General features: G+C 65.1%; 17 protein-coding genes. 11 read left to right on the top strand and 6 right to left on the bottom strand.

Features of this window, described 5'->3' with window-relative positions:
* Positions 1-334: 334 nt before the first annotated feature.
* The 4 genes from Aco03nite_RS50145 to Aco03nite_RS50130 form a co-directional block, all read right to left on the bottom strand.
* Positions 335-682: a hypothetical protein gene (locus Aco03nite_RS50145; RefSeq protein ID WP_203809916.1), complete on the bottom strand. Its 348-nt coding sequence runs from the start codon at positions 680-682 to the stop codon at positions 335-337.
* A 249-nt stretch (positions 683-931) separates the two neighbouring features.
* Entirely contained in the window at positions 932-1,291 is a 360-nt protein-coding gene (locus Aco03nite_RS50140) for a DUF3618 domain-containing protein (protein WP_203809914.1), read from the bottom strand.
* A gap of 1 nt (position 1,292) precedes the next feature.
* Positions 1,293-1,715, bottom strand: coding sequence for a phage holin family protein (locus Aco03nite_RS50135; protein WP_203809912.1), 423 nt, complete (start codon positions 1,713-1,715; stop codon positions 1,293-1,295).
* A gap of 276 nt (positions 1,716-1,991) precedes the next feature.
* A complete protein-coding gene (locus Aco03nite_RS50130; RefSeq protein ID WP_203809910.1) occupies positions 1,992-3,056 on the bottom strand; it encodes a YihY/virulence factor BrkB family protein in 1,065 nt (354 codons plus the stop codon).
* 257 nt (positions 3,057-3,313) lie between these two features.
* Between Aco03nite_RS50130 and Aco03nite_RS50125 the strand changes: the two genes are divergently transcribed.
* The 7 genes from Aco03nite_RS50125 (at position 3,314) to Aco03nite_RS50095 (ending at position 11,803) form a co-directional block, all read left to right on the top strand.
* On the top strand, positions 3,314-4,078 hold the full coding sequence (locus tag Aco03nite_RS50125; RefSeq protein WP_239146102.1) for a TetR/AcrR family transcriptional regulator: 765 nt from the start codon (positions 3,314-3,316) through the stop codon (positions 4,076-4,078).
* A 186-nt stretch (positions 4,079-4,264) separates the two neighbouring features.
* Positions 4,265-5,047, top strand: coding sequence for a PRC and DUF2382 domain-containing protein (locus Aco03nite_RS50120; RefSeq protein ID WP_203809908.1), 783 nt, complete (start codon positions 4,265-4,267; stop codon positions 5,045-5,047).
* Positions 5,048-5,836: 789 nt separating this feature from the next.
* Positions 5,837-6,064 (top strand): hypothetical protein, encoded by a 228-nt coding sequence (locus Aco03nite_RS50115; RefSeq protein ID WP_203809906.1) that lies wholly within the window; start codon positions 5,837-5,839, stop codon positions 6,062-6,064.
* A gap of 201 nt (positions 6,065-6,265) precedes the next feature.
* A complete protein-coding gene (locus tag Aco03nite_RS50110) occupies positions 6,266-7,318 on the top strand; it encodes a hypothetical protein (protein ID WP_239146101.1) in 1,053 nt (350 codons plus the stop codon).
* An 86-nt stretch (positions 7,319-7,404) separates the two neighbouring features.
* On the top strand, positions 7,405-7,620 hold the full coding sequence (locus tag Aco03nite_RS50105) for a hypothetical protein (RefSeq protein ID WP_203809902.1): 216 nt from the start codon (positions 7,405-7,407) through the stop codon (positions 7,618-7,620).
* Positions 7,621-8,626: 1,006 nt separating this feature from the next.
* The gene (locus tag Aco03nite_RS50100) at positions 8,627-10,222 is read left to right on the top strand and encodes a sensor histidine kinase (RefSeq protein ID WP_203809900.1); all 1,596 of its coding nucleotides are present in this window, start codon (positions 8,627-8,629) and stop codon (positions 10,220-10,222) included.
* An 888-nt stretch (positions 10,223-11,110) separates the two neighbouring features.
* Positions 11,111-11,803, top strand: a complete 693-nt coding sequence (locus Aco03nite_RS50095) for an ANTAR domain-containing protein (RefSeq protein WP_203809898.1) — start codon at positions 11,111-11,113, stop codon at positions 11,801-11,803.
* A 36-nt stretch (positions 11,804-11,839) separates the two neighbouring features.
* On the opposite strand, the gene Aco03nite_RS50090 is transcribed toward Aco03nite_RS50095, so the two are convergent.
* Positions 11,840-12,247, bottom strand: a complete 408-nt coding sequence (locus tag Aco03nite_RS50090; RefSeq protein ID WP_203809896.1) for a hypothetical protein — start codon at positions 12,245-12,247, stop codon at positions 11,840-11,842.
* Positions 12,248-12,504: 257 nt separating this feature from the next.
* Between Aco03nite_RS50090 and Aco03nite_RS50085 the strand changes: the two genes are divergently transcribed.
* From Aco03nite_RS50085 to Aco03nite_RS50070, 4 genes are all read left to right on the top strand, one after another.
* On the top strand, positions 12,505-12,948 hold the full coding sequence (locus Aco03nite_RS50085; RefSeq protein WP_203809894.1) for a PRC-barrel domain-containing protein: 444 nt from the start codon (positions 12,505-12,507) through the stop codon (positions 12,946-12,948).
* A gap of 1,417 nt (positions 12,949-14,365) precedes the next feature.
* Positions 14,366-15,847 carry a methyl-accepting chemotaxis protein gene (locus tag Aco03nite_RS50080; protein ID WP_203809893.1) on the top strand — a complete coding sequence of 494 codons (1,482 nt, stop codon included), beginning with the start codon at positions 14,366-14,368 and terminating at the stop codon, positions 15,845-15,847.
* A gap of 695 nt (positions 15,848-16,542) precedes the next feature.
* Complete coding sequence (locus tag Aco03nite_RS50075) at positions 16,543-17,385, top strand: IS5 family transposase (RefSeq protein ID WP_203809891.1); 843 nt, start codon at positions 16,543-16,545, stop codon at positions 17,383-17,385.
* Complete coding sequence (locus Aco03nite_RS50070) at positions 17,385-17,843, top strand: hypothetical protein (RefSeq protein WP_203809889.1); 459 nt, start codon at positions 17,385-17,387, stop codon at positions 17,841-17,843. The genes Aco03nite_RS50075 and Aco03nite_RS50070 overlap by 1 nt, the downstream gene beginning before the upstream one ends.
* A gap of 132 nt (positions 17,844-17,975) precedes the next feature.
* On the opposite strand, the gene Aco03nite_RS50065 is transcribed toward Aco03nite_RS50070, so the two are convergent.
* Positions 17,976-18,404 carry an ATP-binding protein gene (locus Aco03nite_RS50065; protein WP_344316752.1) on the bottom strand — a complete coding sequence of 143 codons (429 nt, stop codon included), beginning with the start codon at positions 18,402-18,404 and terminating at the stop codon, positions 17,976-17,978.
* Positions 18,405-18,732: the final 328 nt, after the last annotated feature.

Below are 18,732 nucleotides of genomic sequence, written 5' to 3'. Positions count from 1 at the left end.
AACCGGAACGCGAGGATCATGGTCGCTGTGCTGGGGACCAGAACGAGGTCGACCAGGAGCGCATGGGTTTGGATACCGCTTCGCTGCACGACACGCCGGGCCGCCAACGAGCCGGTCATAATGCGCTGACGACCAGCAGTCCCACCCCGGGATAGTCCCGGAAGGAGCATCCGCGACACCGAAGGTGTCGAACCTTTCCGCGTACAGCGACGAGGAGCTGACCGCTTGGCTCCCCGGGAACGCACCAGCGCTCGGCCCGTACCCGGTAGAGACCGGGCGCAACGCAGTGACGCCGTCGCCATACGCGGGCTGCCAGCGGTCACGTCCTCCGGCCTCAGGTGAGTGGGTCATCCGTGCCCGTAGGCGACGGGCGGCTGCTTGACGGTCCGCGCCGTGTGCCCGGATTAGCGGTTGAGGGAGACGAGGTGGTGGGGCTCACGTCCGGCAGCGTTGAGGTGAGACCGACGGCTGGCGCTTGGGTCAGGATCGGATCGGTACGGGGCGTGACGGTGCTCGTCGTGGCGCCGATCACTTGGTTGACCTTTTGCTTTGCCTGGGTCATAGCGGGATGGTTCTGGGCTTCTCGCGCTTTGGCCACGATCTGCTCGTATTTGTCACGGCCGGCGCGGCTGCCGAGCACGTAGCCGACAGCGAAACCGGTGGCGAGTCTCAAAATTTTCATGGGCTTTCCGATCTCCTCATTGATGGGCAGGGTGATGCAGTCGAGTCAGGCTGTTGATTGGTCGCTTCTGCACGGCGGTAGGACCGCCGCGGCCTACTGCGGCCTTCAGAATTTCGTTGCAACCTCGCGGTCCTAGCCGGCTTTAGCGTCGTCGTGCCCGACGAGTTTGCAATTGCACGTGGACCGGTCCGACAGTAATGCCGCGCAGCCAGCCCGAACGCCTTTGACGCGATCGTGGCGGGGCGATACCTACGAGCGCCTGCGCCGGGCCACGACGATCACGGTAATGATGGCTGCGACGGTTGCAGCAGCGATCACAGCCAACGGCAGGGGGCGGCGTAGCGGTGCCGGCAGGTCGGAGTCGGCCAGCTTCTGCTGGGCTGTTGCGGGCTTGTCCTTCGCCGTGTCGGCTGCCTCGGCCGTCCGGCCCCTGATGTCGGCCAGTCTCTGCTTAGTCTTGTCGGTGGCGTCGCCGAGGGCCTGCTTGGCGCGGGTCTTCACATCGGCTTTGGCGGCCAGTTGCTGGACGGTGTCGCCGAGATCGGCGCGTTTCTGTTCGATCTCGGCGCGCAGCTGCTGCGGATCGGTGGGTGTTGCCGGCTCGTTCATGTCAGGATCGTCCTTCCCGTACGGCGTTCTTCACGGCTCGCACGTCGGCCTGCGTGCTGGCGACGGCGTCGGAGGGTACTGGCGGCACGGCGGCCGTCAGCTTCTTCTTGCCCAGCAGTGCGGCTATACCCGCTGCGGCGAGCACCACGACTAGGACGGTGAGCAGGGCCAGCCACAATGGCCAGACCAGATCCAGCAGTACCACCGCTAGGGCCAGCAGCAGGCCGAGTCCATAGAGGCCGAGCACCGCCCCGCCACCGAGCAGGCCGCCACCGACGCCGGCCCTTTTGCCTTTTTCCGCCAGCTCTAGTTTGGCCAGGGCGAGCTCGTCGCGTACCAGCGTCGAGATCTGCGCGGCGGCCTGACTTACCAGGTCACCGGTGGATGCCGCCGACGGCGACTCGTGAGGATATCCATCCGACATCGTTCTACTCCCTCTGATTTCCGGCGGGCCGCGCCGGCCCTGGATGGGGTTCGTGGCTCAAAGGCTGGCCGGTGGTTTCGTCGTCGATGTGGCGTCGCCGGTTTTCTCTTGGCTGGAGGCGATGGCGCTCACCACCGATGTTTCTTCTGATAGGACTTCGTGGGCTGCCACGGCCTCCTGCCCGTTGCTGGTGACTGGTTTGAATCGGCCCTGTCGGTTGCCGGGTCTGTCACTGTGAGCGTCGTCGCTGTCCGTTCAGCACCGGCAGGCGAGTGGTCAGCTGGTGCTCAGCCCTTGTTCGCTGCCAGGTTTGATCTTGCGGTCGTCGCGTAGCTCGAGGAACGGTTCGTCGGCCGGGTCATGCCCGGCGGCGATGGCCCGCCCGCGTTCGAGTTCGGCGTCGAGTTCCGCACCGAGCAGGATCGCGATGTTGCTGATCCACATCCAGACCAGGAACGCGATCACACCGCCGAGAGTGCCGTAGGTCTTGTTGTAGTTGGCGAAGTTCGCCAGGTAGATCGCGAACGCGACCGACGCAAGGATCCACAGCAGCACCGCGAACAGGCCGCCCGGAGAGACCCACCGGAAGCCGCCGGTCTTCGCATTCGGGGACGCCCAGTACAGGATGGCGAACATCAGGCTGACCAGGAGCAGCAGCACCGGCCACTTGACGATGCCCCATGTGGTGACCGCCGCGTCACCGAGGCCGATCTTGTCACCGACGATCTTGGCGAGGTCGCCAGTAAAGATGACGATCGCCGCGGACACCACCATCATCACGCCGACCACCGCAGTGACGCCGACCCGGATGGGCAGGGTCTTCCAGATCGGGCGGCCTTCGGGTACGTCGTAGACGGCATTGGAGGCGCGCATGAACGCTGCTGTGTAGCCGGACGCGGACCAGAACGCGACCACGAGACCGATGATCGCGGCGGCCCCGGCCTGACCAGGATCTTTCACCTGAGTCAGCACAGTGTTGACGAGTTCCTGAAGTTGCTGGTTCGGGGCCAGCTGCTGCACCGCGTCCTGCACCGTCTTCTGCCCGTTGTGGCTGAGCATGCCGAGCAGGGACACGATGACCAGCAGGCCGGGGAAGATCGACAGGACGCCGTAGTAGGTTAGCGCGGCCGACCAGTCGGACAGGTTGTCCTGCGAGTACTGCTTGAACGTGCGCTTGAGCGCCGCGAACAGTCCCTTGCCCTTCAAGCCGGCAGGGCTGTCCGGGCCGGCGTCCGGTGACGGCGCGCTCAAGTCGTACGGCTTGTCGTCACCGGTCCTGGTGGTCGCGACCGCGTCGGGATCGGCGTCCTCACGGCGGGCGCCGTCTCGGTCAGCACTCATGGCACGCCTCCTGCATAGATCTGGCTGCTATAGCAGCAATCCCCATCACGACGATCGTTTAATCCCCGCGTTCCATTATTTTCTTGGCGGAGTTTATGTACTAAACGTCGGCTTGAAAGATGTTCATGTAAACCGGCCGGTCTGTCATGGGTGCCGTTCGCGCCGCTTGACGGGCTCGCCATGGTCGGCACGGGACCGTCGTCTATGGGACTCTTGCGAGGTATGCGAGGGCACACAGCAACACGCGGGGGTACATAATGACGGACCCGGACACGCCGCAAACGCGCGGCGACGCGGCTGCGGCTACCCCGGCTGGCAAGACGGATACCGTCCGCAGCGGCCTGGACCAGCGGCGCATCCTCGGGGCGGCGGTGCGGTTCATCGACGAGAACGGGCTGCGGGCGCTGACCATGCAACGCCTCGGCGCCTATCTGGGCGTGGAGGGCATGGCCCTGTACCGGTACGTGCCCGGCCGGGAGGCGCTGCTGGACGGGGTGGTCGAAACCGTCGTCGACGAGCTGTTCGGTGACCCCGACGTCCATCTAGAAGCACATGCCGGCTGGGTCGACTACCTGCAACGACTCGCCCACGGCCTGCGTCGTATCGCCCTGGCTCACCCCGAGGTCTTTCCCCTGGTGGCCACCCGGCCGCCTGCCGCGCCGTGGGTGAGGCCGCCGCTGCGCAGCCTGCGTTGGATCGAATCCCTGCTGGAGGTGATGACCGAGGCCGGATTCTCCGACGAGAACGCCGCCGCCGTCTACCGCGCGTTCAGCAGCTTCCTGCTCGGGCACCTGCTCCTCGAAGTGGCCGGCCACGGCGTCGAAACCGGCCCCGTCGAGGAACCCGACGTATCCCCGATCGAAGACCTGAGAAACTACCCGATCCTGCAACGCCTCGAACCGCACCTGTCCATCGACGTCGCCGCCCAGGACTTCGAAGAAGCCCTCGAAGCCCTCCTCGACCGAGTGGCCTTACTACTCCCGCGCCCACGGCGGCCACGGCGGCTGACCGAGGACAAGTAAAGCCCCCACGCGGGTGAAATGCGTAGGCAATGATCCTCAGTTTATGCCTTAAACGGGAGGGCACTGCAGGACTGTCAAAGCGATTCAGCGGCCACTCCCCAAAGCCCGCAGGTCGGTAAATCCTGCACGGGCCTTGAGGCGGTGATATGTGCTGCGATCGTGAGCCCCCTGCGGAAAGGACCTGTCGTGATCACCCAGAACGACATCGCCCGGCTCAACGAGGCCGACGTCCACGACACCACCGGCGACAAGATCGGCACCGTCGGTCAGGTCTACCTCGACGCCCAGGACGGCAGCCCTGAATGGGTGACCGTCAAGACCGGTCTGTTCGGCACCAAGGAGACGTTCGTGCCGCTACGCGACGCCACCCTCACCGACGACCGGGTCACCGTGGCCTACCCCAAGGATCAGATCAAGGACGCACCGCGTATCGACGCTGACGGAGGGCTCACCCACGCCGAGGAGAACGAGCTCTACACCTTCTACGGGCTCCCCGGTGCCGGCGACCTCCAGACCGGCTCCTCGACCTACCGCAGCAGCGCCAGCTACCCGGATCGCGACACCGGCACCGGCGCCGGTCACGCCAGCGGGGATGCGTCGATGACGCGTTCCGAAGAGCGGCTGGTCACCGACACCCGCACCGAAGAAGCCGGCAAGGCGCGGCTGCGTAAGCACGTGGTCACCGAGCAACAGCAGATCACCGTTCCCGTCCAACGTGAAGAGGTCCGTCTCGAACGCGAGCCGATCACCGACGCGAACGCCGGCGACGCCTATGACGGCCCGGAGATCTCCGAGTCCGAGCACGAGGTCACCCTGCACGCGGAGCGGCCCGTCGTGGCCACCGAAGCGGTCCCGGTCGAACGGGTTCGTCTAAACAAGGAGACGGTCCGCGACGAGGAGACCGTCTCCGGCGAGGTCCGTAAGGAACAGATCGAGTTTGACGGTCACGAAGACAGCGGCCGCCGCTAGCGGACACTGCGCAAGCCTGCCCTGGCACCCCACCATGGGAAGACGCCCGCCGGGGCAGGCCGGTGCCACCAGCGATACCGCTGTACAGCGTGCGTGATCTACGGGTAACCCGCCGGGTGTTACGGTCCGCAACACCGAGCCCGGCGGCGCGGTAACCCCTTGCCCATATAACGACGATGCCGTCCTGGCTGACTCCAGGATCCTGCCTGGACCCATCGCATCCGCACGAGCCCGGACCAGCGGCGCGCCGAAACCGGAACCTGCTCATCGAGCCAGGTCAGCTCATCCAACCCGCCCATCGGCGGCATGCTCGGGTCCAGCGGGATCAGATCGGAAACCTCGACGGTACCGATCCGGCCTTCAGCAGCCCTGCAGCCGCATGCCCGTCGGCGGCTCGGCTCAGCCCGGGCGACGCGGCGCCCCTCTTCCAGACCACTTCGACCCTCAGCACACGTGCGCCGCCGTCATCGACCATGAGCAATTCCAGGACCGGCCCGATTCCCACATCACCATTGACCTCCTGTCCCTCGGCACAGATGCCCATACCCATGATCAGGGCCGATGCGAACTCGGTACAGCCGAACGCATCATGGCGCGAGGCGGACCACGCCCATCAGCCACGCACCACGACCTCTCTCATCGCGGGACAGCCATCGCAGGATTCTTCTTTATACAAGTCGTTAAATATCACGATCGCCGGCGCCGCCATGCCGCGGCACGTCAGCCGTTTCACCCGAGTCGTTCGGGGAACTACAGAGTGGCAGTAGTCAATGTTGGAGGAGATGTGCGATGACCGCCGATGAGCACGAAGTGAACCGCAGCACCCGTAGCGGACGGTTCGTCAAAGACAACACCGCCCAGCGCGACCCAGACTACACCGTCACCGAGCACGTCGGCGGCAACCACTCCGACCAGGACGAAGACCGCGAGGTCAACCGCAGTGCCACCACTGGACGGTTCATCACCGGCACCACTGCCGAGCTGCATTCCTCAACCACCGAAACCCAGAACCTCTGACCGCCTGACATTGCCCACCCCGGCAGCAGCCGTTTCAAGGATCACTCGGGCGCGGACGCTGGATACCTGTAACGCTGCGGTGTCCGTTGCCGCCGGCTCGGGTATCCGACGGCTCGTGACCTGTGACGATCAGCGGAATTCGCACTGTCCCCGAGCTCAGCTTTGTGGTGGGCGCCGATGACCACACCCACTGTGGAGGCGGTGGTCGGTCTGCTGGTGGCGCCGCGGCTGCCCTCGTGGACCGGCCAGGACTTCAGCGATGATCTGCATCGTCGTCTACAGGAGCGCTTTCCGCAGATCGGCTGGCGGGTCGTGGTGGTGCACGACGCCGTGGTGCAGCCGCCGGCCGATGACGACGATCTTGTCGCGGCTACACGTGTCCGGCTGCTCGACCATGACTGGGATCTCGCGATCTGCCTGACCGATATTCCGGTGCAGGTCGGACGCCGGCCGGTTCAGGCGCATGCGAGCCCGCTGCACTGCGTTGGCCTGCTCAGCGTTCCCGCACTCGGCGTGATCAACGCCCGCCGGCAGGCCCGCGACATCGTGATCCACTTGATAGCGGTGCTCGCCGGCAACACCACCGGCGGACACTGCGGCGATGGCGAGGCCACCAGGCGGCTGCGTGAGCTGGCTGCCGAGCCCGACGACGCCGAGGTCGGCTGGTTGATGACGGCCCGGACGGTGACCGGCAATGTCAGCCTGCTGACCGGGATGATCCGAGCGAACCGCCCCTGGCGGCTCGCTGCAGGCCTGTCCCGGTCCTTGACCGCGGCGGTAGCTGCGGGGGTGTTCGCCCTGCTGACCCCGGACATCTGGCGGTTCGCCGACGCTGCCGGATCCTGGCGGCTGACTGGTATCGCCGTAGCCGCGGTTGTGGCGGTCATCGTCACCTTGATCGTCGGTGGCGGCCTGTGGGAGCGAGTCGATCGAACCGGGCAGCGACGTCAGGTGGCGCTGTTTAATGCGGCAACGACAGCCACCGTGATCATCGGCGTCGGCGCCCTCTATACGACTCTGTTCATTCTTGCCATCGCCCTGACCGCCGTCTTCGTTCTTCCCGGCCTGCTCAGCGAAGCACTGGCCCACCCCGTGGGAATCGGCGACTACCTACATCTAGCCTGGTTCACCAGTTCCCTAGCCACCGTTGGCGGCGCTCTCGGGGCCGGGCTCGAAACCGACGACGCCGTCCACCAAGCCGCCTACACCTACCACGGCACCGTCACCTCCCCCGCTGATCTCGCCGGCGTCTGACCTCCTGTCCCCCAGCTCCCGTGCTGACCCGGCAGGACCGTCCAGCACCATGCTGAACCAACCACATCGATGGAAGGTAGATCGCTATGGTTCCCACCGACGCCGATGATCATCCTGCCGCACAATCCGACAAGGCCTCCGTGCCGGAACGCATCGAAATCCACAATCCATCAGTGAACGGCGCGCTCGCTGACAGGGGCGCGTGCGCGCATGTTCACCTGCCCACCGGCCGGACCTGCGTGCTGCCGCTGCACCACCCCGGGTCATGCGACTTCGTCCCCGCCGACGAAGTGCCTTCCTGAACTACGGCGCATCGGCGCAGCGCCGTCGTGGAGCTCTCGGAGCCGGCGATCGAAGAAGGCGGCCGGGTGACCAATCCGCCAGCCAACCGGCTCCGAGTCCCGCGTACCGAGTGACCGACATGCAGGAAGACAGGGGACGGTGTAGAACCGGAGAACGTCAACGCTGGCCCATGATCTGGTGGTAACCGACCGGTACCGGCTGATCGCCCCTTGGCCGGGGCCGACGGCATGAGCCGCGTACGGCTGGCCCACGACAAATCGCTGGACCGCGGGCGGTCAAAGGTCCTGGCACCGGACGAACTCTGCCGGGCCTGGACCGGAGGACGGGGCTGCCCGGCACTGCCGTCGTGTCCCGCACCGCGACACAACCCGACCCGGCAGAGTGCGGCGTCGAAAGGATACGACGTCTCCGTTCTCCGTCCGCCCCATCACACCGATGCGGCGACTCGGAGCCCGGCGCCCCTCGCCTCGGCACCACTGACTCCCGCGAGCCGCGGTCAAGGTCGCGGAGCTCAACGACCATTGCTTGTTTGGTGACCGCCTGGTCGAGTACGACGCCTGGCCACATCCGTCGTGGCACAGTCGCCCAACCCGGGTCCTACGGTGCGAACGACTGGTCCGGGCCCTAGCGCTCCCGGACCGAAGAATCCTCACCTGTCCGGCCGCTGTCCCCGAGATCCCACCCCTGTCATCGGATCCCCGCTCGACACGTTGGATACGCGACAGCAGCCCGACTGCGCTGGATCATCGTGAACCGCAGTGCCACTGCATTAACCCCTCAAACATGTCCTCGGGCAGGCACGATCGCCGTCGTCGGCAACCGCCGACCCGCTTGCCTGAAGCTGCCGGCTAGCTCGGCCCGGCTGATCATCAAGAGCGAGGGAGTTAGAGCCTGGCCAATGCCCCGGTGACAGTCCTCATTCCGGCAGGGCGGCACAATTGCCCTTCATACCTACCCGGGCCCGCTCATCCGAACGGTGCCACTGTTCAGCTGAGGAGCGCGACCATGAGCTGGGCCCACCTGCGGTCATGGACGCTACGGCGCCGGGTCGGAACACTGTTCTCCGTCGCGGGGCTCCTGATGGCCACGGTCGGCACGAGCGCTGTCCTGACCGCCGCCGACAGCAACCGTAACCTTGACGTCCTGCTGAACAAGACCGGCCCCATGCGCATCGCCGGCCAGGACCTCCTCGCCGCCTACCTCGATCAAGAGACCGCAGTACGCGGATTCGCGCTCAGCCGTGAACAGCACAACCTGCAGCCCTACGAACGGGGCAGGGTAGCCGAACAGCGGCTCCTGGCCGAGATCGACGCCCTCAACGGCACAGACGGTCACGCCGAGATCAGCGCCGACCTGCAACAGGTCCGGCAGAGCGCGGACCGGTGGCGCGCGGACATCGCCGAGCCGACCATCACAGCCGGAACCATCGGCACCCAGCCCTTCGACGACGCCGCGAGCACCATCCGTTTCGATGCCCTGCGCACCTCGGTGGAACAACTCCGCGCCGATATCCTCGTCCTGCGTAACGACGCGGCCGACAGCGCGCGGGACACCGCCTCGGTCCTGGTCGCCTTGGAAGCCGCCGCCGCGCTCATCGTGATGGCCTTCGGCGCCGTCATGCTGCTGCTGATCGACCGACTCGTCAGCCGTCCGGTCACCGCCCTGGCCACCCAGGTACGACACGTCGCCGAAGGTGACTACGACCGCGACATCATCAGCAGCGGCTCACCGGAACTACGCAGTCTGGCCACCGATGTCGACCGCATGCGCCGGCGCATCGTCACCGAACTCACCGACGTCCGCCACGCCCAAGCACAGATTGAGGCCGCCAAACGCGAGGTGGAACTGAAAGCCGAAGAGCTAGCCCGTTCCAACCGCGACCTCGAGCAGTTCGCCTACGTCGCCTCCCACGACCTGCAAGAGCCTCTGCGCAAGGTCGCCAGTTTCTGCCAACTGCTGCAGCGCCGCTACGCCGGCCAACTCGACACCCGCGCCGACCAGTACATCGGCTTCGCCGTCGACGGCGCCCAGCGCATGCAACGGCTCATCAACGACCTGCTCGCCTTCTCCCGCATCGGCCGGGTCACCACGGCTTTCACCCGCGTCGACCTCGGCCACGTCTTGACCGAGGTAACCGCCCAGCTTGAGTCACGGATCACCGACGATACCCAGATCACCTACGACCAACTGCCGGCCGTGCACGGCGAGCAGCCCCTACTGACCACGGTATTCGTCAACCTCGTCGGCAATGCGCTCAAATTCCGCCGCGCCGACACCGCACCGGTCGTGCACATCAGCACACTGCAGGACGGCGCCGAATGGAAGATCAATGTCCGCGACAACGGCATCGGCATCGAACCCGAATACGCCGACAAAGTCTTCGTCATCTTCCAACGCCTGCACTCCCGCGACGCGTACGAAGGCACCGGCATCGGCCTAGCCGTCGTCAAGAAGATCATCGAGTACCACGGTGGCCGCATCTGGCTCGACCTCGACGTCGACCACGGCGCATCATTCTGGTTCACCCTGCCCGCCGCCATCAGCAACGCGGAGGCCCTCGACGAATCCCGAAGCGAGACCATCACCCCCACCGGGCAGTAAGCATGACTGCTGCACACGCAGCCCAGCGAGCCGGTCACGGAACACCTAGACATGGCCCCCGTTACCTGCGCCGGTGCACGCACCGGCGAGCCGGCCGCGCCCAGAAACATCGGCGAGTTTACCCAGCAGCCAATGCCCAAATCCGCTGAGGTGGGCCTGCTGCCGGCGGCAGCAGGCCCACCCGGCGCACGAACACCCGCACCACCCACGTGTGCTGCGGGCGCCACCGAAAACGCGGCGAAGTCGAAGGCCTTCGCCGCACCGTCGTGCTCCCCGATGAACCGCACCAGGGTCTCGTCGGCCGCAAGCCCGATCGCTTGGCCGAGGAGAGACACTAGGCATGCGTCATGCAGTCCCGCTCCGCCCGGGCAGGGCTCCGGTCACAAGCTCCGCCCCCTTGGGAGCTACCGGGTCAGCCGATCCCCGCACTGTTCGAAATCACCGACGCGGCGCCTGCCGAGGTGATCTCGCACCGGAGCGCCTCGGCAGCCCGGGTCAGTGATCGCTGTAACCAGCAGCTTTCCGGCAATGCCCCGGTAGTGACCTGACAGGCCTGCCATCTATCTGAGGAACAATTCGCCGACCAGGTAGTCCGGGTTGTGCAGTCAGAGATCTAGGGCCCACGTATGGCAGGTCAGTCAAGGCCGCCCGCCAGCGACTAGACATCCGAGCGGATGAGGTCGTTATTGCCCGCGCCGCACGGGTAAACCCACGCCGACCGTGGATCGCCGCCTTGACGAGATCTCTGCTGTTCGCAGTAATCGCAATCGTGTGAGAGGCAGTTCTTCGGGTAGAAGAAATTCGCTGTCACCCTGCCAAGCTGGCGTGTAGAAGGAGCGGGAGATGACACCGCCACCAACGAGGACTCCAACCATCACCCGATCGCCGTTGGCCGACGCGATCGCCGTACTCGCTGAGACCCCAGACGACATGCCGGACATCAGCAGCAGCCTGCAGAAGGTGGCACAGCTGGCGGCCTCCCGGATCGGGGCTGTGGACTACGCAGCGGTGTCCCCGCAGCCCGAGGACGGGCAGTACACCGTCGCGGTCAGCCAGGACCCGGTCGCAACGGTGACAGGCGACCGCTTCGCGTTCCACAACGATCTGCTGCCACCGCTTGGGCGATGTGTGGCAGGGCCAACCGGCGACAATGTTGCCGCCACGATGAGCTGGCCCGGCTTCCGCGAGGCAGCTTCCGGGATGGGTTTGAGCATCGTATCGATGCCACTATTCACCGGCAGCGGCGCCGTACGGGCGACACTGGATTTATGCGGGCGTGACGCCGCCGCAACGGCACCGCTGACGGTAGGGATCTGTGCCGCCTACGACCCAGACCTGCCGTTGCCCAGCGGGCACGATGACATGGCAGTACTCGACGCCGGTGGACAGGAGCTGGTGAACGGGTTCGCGGAGGCTCTATCAGTGCGCGCCACCATCCAGCTCGCGGTTGCATTGATCGCCAGAAACAAGAACACCGATGAAAGGACCGCGTACCTCACACTCCGCCTCGACGCCGCCGACAAAGGCCGCACACTGTTGGCCGCCGCGACTGCCGTCGTGATGCGCAGACTCACCCCCTGAAGCTCCCCCGTGGGGCCTGGACATCTTTGAGACCAGTCAGCAGTCTGGGGAAATTCCCCAGTTTAACATCCTTCGAAGTCTCCCGCGCAGTTCCGTAGGGACGCCGTCGATCAGGTCCGTATGATTTGTGACATTGGCCGGGACCTCGGGGCAACCGTCAGACTCGCGGAACAGGGTCGGCGCCGCGGCCGCAGCATCAAAGTCACCGGCGCCCGAGTCGCTCAGCACCTCTCGGCCGTAACCGCCGCGATCTGGCACACCCGCTTCACCGAACAGGATGTCGACGGGCATGGGCTGGTGTCCGGTTAGCGGCTTACGGACCGACTCGCTGCGATCTTTCCAGCGCTCGGCCGGGAGCGTGGACTCCGGGATGTCATGGTTGTCGGCTCGGATCGGACATTCGTCGTATGGAAAGTGACGATGAGGCACCTCTGAACGGTTCATCCATGTACTCGCGGACACGAGATCCGCCGTCGAAAATGCGGTGCCAAAACAACGGTGGCGGATCCAAATGATAATCAGGAAGTAGGAGAAAAACTGCCCATTTCGCCATATAAAGGAGATATCCCCTGGCTAAGACATTAAAAGGGTTAAATGTAGTGCCTTCCTCTCGGAGAGCGGAGATCGCTCCGGGAGTGATACCGAAAAGCGGGGGTATCGAAGAGGTGATAGCTGTCACCGCCGGGTGAGAGGAACATCCTGTGATCCCCCAGGAGAGCATTCGTTCGCTGTACGGCCTCGACGTCATCGACATTGACAACAACAAGATCGGCTCGATCGGCGCAGTATGGACCGACGCCACCGGCCGGCCGTTCTGGGCCAGTGTCCGTACCGGCCTGTTCGGCAGCAGCGAGTCGCTGCTCCCCCTTCATGATGCTGATCTGCGCGGCGACCAAGTGGTCGTGCCGTTCGACAAGGCGACCGTCAAGGACGCGCCGAACGTTGACGCCGACGCCGACGAGCCCCTCGGTAGGGACGAGGTTGACCGACTTTACGAGTACTACGGCATCACCGTCGACGACAGCTACATCGCCCGCCGGGCCGCTGAAGTATCGGGGGATCCCGCGTCCACCGGCAACACCATCGTCGGGCGCTCCGTCGACGGCGATGACCCCCTTGGAGGAACGGCTCATCGACGGTGCTGAACGCGGGCAGGCCAGCCGGGCCCGGCTACGCAGGTACACCGTCCCGGCACGCGCAGGTGCCCGTGCCCGTCCAACGCGCAGTGGCCCACCTCGAACGCGAACCGTTCACACGGGGTCACTCGCCACGCCGAACGGTCTGTGGTGCCGAGCAGTTGTTCCATAATGAGGAAACCGCCACCGGGCAGCAGCTCCTCAGCGGTGACATCCACAAGGAGCGCACCGTGGCCGACCTGCCCCACGAAGACAAACGCCGCGCCTCGGCAGACACCCTTAAGGGGGACAGCGCAGTGACCCCTGCCTCCGAGGGCTGAGCGCCGCCCTCAGCTCCCGTTGAACCTCCGCAGGATCGGTCGTCGAAGCCTTGGGAATCGCGATCCCGTCCAGCTCAGAGTGCTTGCGCGCTCACCAGCCAGTGCGCCGTTCGGTCATTGGGGTGCCTGCTGGGATGTAACGGAGCTCGCTACGGTCATCGACGTCATCGAAGGACAGCAGCTGCCCACCGGAGTGCCAGGCGACACTGGTCACAACGGCGGGTACGAACCTACAGTTGGCGGCGATGAGTGGGCGGCGAAGGTGGCCGGCCCTGGCGGCACCACCAGCGCCGGCGTCGTTCGTCCCGCAGGCAGCCCAGTAGTACGCGCTGCGTGAAACTGTCAAGATCATCCATGGCCTGAAACCCGCCACCGGTGCCGCAGCAGCTTCAGCAAGGCCCTCGAGACAAGATGGTCGGTCGGCCAAGTACAAGTCACCGCTCAGCAGAAATGCCGTGCGGCACAGACTGGGCGTTGGCGCCTCGACGGATCCTCGATAGTCCCTCCGTCACCCGAGTTTCCCACCTTGTCCGTACCGAAATGCAACTCGAACCTGCCAGGGCTACCCGTAGAGGGCACCGAATTGACCCAGATGCTGCCCCGGTGCGCCACCGGTAACCCGGATCTGCCGTCGGGCCCGCCCTGCCGTTCGATCCCGGTGTGCTGGTAGGACGCGACGGACGGACGGGCGAGGGTTGCTCCTCCTTGCCTCAGCCCTCAGCCCTCGGCGGCCGTCGTGAGCAGCTTCCAGCGGGTATGGCAGCGCACCATCGCGACGATCTCCGTCAGTGCAAGGTCCAGCATGATCTTCCCTGGATTCTTGGAACCCAGACCGCGCCGATGCGACCCCTAGGGTTACGGCAACCCGATACCATGCATATGTGGCTTTGGATCTAGCTACTGCCGCCATAACCGCCGCCAATCCTGGGCGTGACATTCCCGCGATTTCTGAGGCACCAGCGCTCAAGAGACAACCCAGGACGACCGGCGTCGGACGCTCTCATCGGGGGCCACGCTCGCTTCGGTATCAAGATCCTGATCGCTGGTAGGGGCCGCTTGAGCAGCCGTGCTGGCACCGATTCGACATGTCCTGCTCAGGAGGCCTGATGATCAGCCGGCTCCCGTTCGGCAGCAAACTAACGGCTGGCTTCGCGCTGACCCTGACGCTGACTTTGTTCATGGCTGTCACCTCGGTGGCCGCGCTTACCTTGGTCGTACGCGTCAACAACACGGCGGTAACCGCTGCGACAGACAGCCTGCTCGGAGCACAACGATTGAGTACCGCGATGGAAGGCCGTGGCTCCAGCGCCCGGGGGTATCTGATCACCGGTAAACCGGAAGACCTACAACGAACCCGGCGAGATCGCGAGGTCTTCCTGGATCAAGCGGCTCAACTCCAGCGTGGTCTCGACGGTCGAGGTTCTGAACGGCTACTGAACGATGTCGCAGTCGCGGAGACCCAGTACACCGCAGTTCTGACACCGCTGTTGCAGAGGCGGCAAACGCTGCGGGACCTGACACAGGTCAGCCAACTGCTCACCACAGAGCTGGTTGCCGCCCGCCAGGGCGTTCAAGACGCCAACGCCGACCTCGTCAACCAGGTACGTGTAGAGGTCGAGCTCGACCGCGATCACGCCGCTACCCGAGCCACCCAGGCCGTCATCACTGTGACCGTGCTGGGTGTGCTCGCCGTCGCCTGTGGCACGGTCATCGCCCGGCGCCTCAACCGGGCTCTGCGGCATCAGATAGGCACCGCCGTCGGCCACATCCAAAGCTCATCAGTACAACTGGAGACGGCAGCCGCCCGGCAGGCCAGCGGTGGCCGGGACCAAGCGACCGCCCTCAATGAGATCACCGCGACAATCAGTGAGCTTCTGATCACCTCTCGCCAGATCTCCGACGGTGCCCAACGGGTGTCCAAGACGGCCGAAGACACCGAGGCCGCCGCTCGTCACGGCGACGCCACCATCGACCGGACCCGAACCTCCATCGCCGTCATCCGCACCCAGGTGGACCAGATCGTGCAGCACATGCTCGCCCTGGGCGAGAAGTCCCAGCAGATCGGATCAGTGGTGCAACTGGTCGCCGAGCTCGCCGAGCAGACCAACATTTTGGCCATCAACGCCACCATCGAGGCCACTGGCGCTGGTGAACAGGGCCGGCGCTTCGCCGTCGTCGCCGAGGAGATCCGTAAACTAGCCGACCGCACCGCAGCCTCAGCAAGAGAAATCCGCATCCTTATCGATGAGATCCGCGGCGCCGTCAACACCACCGTCGTGTCCACCGAAGCCGGCGCGCAAGCAGTTGACGCCGGCACCCGCAACTTCGACGAAGCCACCACCGCTTTCCGCACCATCGCCCGACTCGTGACCACGACCAATGACGCCACTCACGAGATCGAATTGTCCAGCAAACAGCAGACCCTCGCCGTCGAACAGGTCAACGCCGCTGCCGCCGACACCGCCCGCGTGTCCCGAGATGGCGAAGCCAGCGCAACCCAGCACAAGCAGACCGCCGCCCACCTGGCTGCGCTCTCCGGCGATCTGTTGGAACTGGTCGGGACCAGTCGCCCTCGCACATCCGGCTGACCCGTACGCCCCGATCGGCTTCCCGCCTGCTGCTGCGCCGACCACGCCTCGACAGGGCCCCTTGATTCTGTCCGCGGTAACGAAGAGTCATCGGTCCGCGAATCAGAGAGCCAGGGTGTTCGGCAGGTGTCCGTAAGGATGAGAGCCACCAGTGCGGACGCCAGGCCGGCCACCTGCACCAGCAAGGTGGCTCCAGCTCTCACGAACATCACATGGTTGGCGCGTGGGGTGGTTCTCCATGCCATGGATCGGCGGCTCTCGAACCCGCGGCCGAACCAGCCTTCATAGGCGAATGTGCCAACCAGTGGCTATGACGGTGTCGCTGACCCACCCATGACGGCTTGCGGTGGCCCCACCTGAAGCCGACAGAGACGGCTTGAATCGGCCCCACTTCCCGATCTTCACGGCGAGTAATGCCTGGTGAGAACCGGGGCCAGATGAAACCGTCATGGTGGGGATCTTCGGCTCAGGTGGAGCCACTTCAAGCCGCCCCTGGTGGGGCCAGCGACACCGTCATAGCCAAACCAGCTACCGCCCTCACTCTCGAAGGACTCAGAGGGTCATAAGTTCGGATACGGGTATTTAGCGGATTGAAGTATGTCTTGACAGTCTTTCAACGGTTTCGCTGTCGCTCGATGTCGTGACATCGCGAAGTGGGTTGATACCCGCCCTGACGGTCCGCGTAGTGCCTGTTCATGGCACGTCAGGCGTATTCAACTGATCTCACCGACGCGCAGTGGGCGCTGATCGAGCCGTTCCTGCGGGCGTGGAAGTCGAGGCGGCCGTCGCCGTCGGGTCACGAGGGCCGCTACGAGATGCGCGAGATCGTCAACGCGTTGTTCTACCAGAACCGGACCGGCTGCCAGTGGGCGTTGCTGCCGCACGATCTGCCGCCCGGTTCCGCCGCTTACTACTACTTCGGATTATGGCGCGACGACGGCACTGACCAGGCCATCCACGATCTGTTGCCCTGTCAGGCCCGGGAACGGGCCGGCAGGGCCGAGGACCCGACCGCGGTGGTGCTGGACACCCAGTCGATCAAGACCGCGAACCATGTCCCGGCAGCCACGACCGGCAAGGACGCCGGCAAGAAGGTCCCCGGGCGCAAACGGGGCCTGGCCGTGGACGTCCTCGGCCTGATCATCGCGGTGGTCGTGACCGCGGCGTCGGCCACCGACAACACGATCGGCGTCGACCTGCTCGACAAGGTCGCCGAACACACGCCGACGGTGACCCGAGCCTGGGTCGACGCCGGGTTCAAGGACGAGGTCATGATCCACGGCGCGGTCCTCGGCATCACCGTCGAACAGGTCAGACGCACCGACCAGCGGCCCGGGTTCGTCCCGGTCGCCAAGCGGTGGGTCGTCGAACAGGTCCACGGGACTCTGATGCTGCACCGCCGCCTGGTCCGCGACTACGAGAGCCTGCCCGCCTCCACCGTCTCGCACACCCTCTGGGCGTCGACGGCGAACCTGACCCGCCGGCTCACCGGCACCACCACCCCGACCTGGCGCAACACCGGAAAGGCTCTCGTCTGATGACGACCATCATGGACCTGATCACCGAACAGCAGACCGTCACCGCAGCCGCCATCGTCGATCTGCGCGAGCGGATCGGCAAACTCACCGACGAACTGCGCACCGCCGAGACCGAACTGTCCGATCTGGCCACGACCCGCACCACTCTCACCCGGCTGACCAGCGCGAACGAGCCGGAGATCCCGAACGACGGCCCTCTCGACAACACCGTCTACCAACAGATCCTCACCGCCTTCAAAGACGGCGACCACCCGACGCTGCGCGCCAAGGACGTCTGCCAGGCGATCGGCCTCGGCACCGAACCCAAGGACACCGAAGGCATCCGCGCCAAACTGAAACGCCTGGTCAAACGAGGAATCCTAACCGAGATCGGCGCCGGGAAGTTCGTCCTCACCACCCCAGCCGAACCCGCCGAACAACCTGCCGCCAGCCCTACCTCAAACCCGAAACATCCCTAAATCGAACAGATTGCCCTCTCAGCGCTAGCAGGCAAAGGCCAGGGTTCACATCGGCGACACGTCCAATGCTGCGGCAATGTCGGGTGACGGCCAGGATCTCGTTGAAGCCCTCTTCCGTGCAGATGCGCTCGTTCACACCGCACTCGGGTACGGGATGTTTGAGGCGGCAGGCAAACGAGCCCAAACTGCCTTGCCGTCAGGACAGGTGCGCACCCCCCACTGTTGAGCGAGTGCCTCGATCAACAGCAGGCCACGCCCACCGGAGCGCTCAGGTTCCGGCCGTCGCGGACACGGGACCGTCGTGCTGATATCCCCCACCTCGATGAGCACAGACGCGGTATCCAAGCTGATGACGAGTTCACCGGGCCCAGCTGTGTGCTGACTGACGTTTTGCACCAGCTCACTCACAATGATCAATGCATCATCCATTAGCTCGATGTCCACCATTGTGGGGAGTGCCTGCCGGAGGGCATCGCGGACGCCGTGGCGTAGGGGCCGAGCAAGATCTGCATTGCAGAACTGACGCCGGAGAATCTCCACCGTATCCTCATCTTCCCGCATGCCCGGTGAGTTCCCGCGATTCTGCCAGGTGAACGGCTAGATCGCGCACTGAGGCATCAAGACCTGGACCGCCTCACCCTTCCGCACTACTACCTGTAGACATTGTCAACATTTTTACAATTTTTACCGGGTGCCATCGGTGCGCGTATCCGCCGGGTGGTGCCGCGAGAAGGCCGAAATGGCCGCGTTCGGCGAAAGCATCAGGGACGTCGAGCCAGTGCCCCATCCGATACGGTTGCTGTCTGACCGATAGGGTCACCGTTATCTACGATAATGCGATCCGCACTGCCGGGGCGACGCACAGAGTTCGGATATAGCTCAGACCCAG

Origin of the sequence: Actinoplanes couchii (assembly GCF_016862075.1) — a bacterium.
Classification (GTDB): Bacteria; Actinomycetota; Actinomycetes; order Mycobacteriales; family Micromonosporaceae; genus Actinoplanes; species Actinoplanes couchii.
The sequence above is the reverse complement of the archived record's forward strand: the minus strand, read 5'-3'. Positions and strand labels throughout refer to the sequence as shown.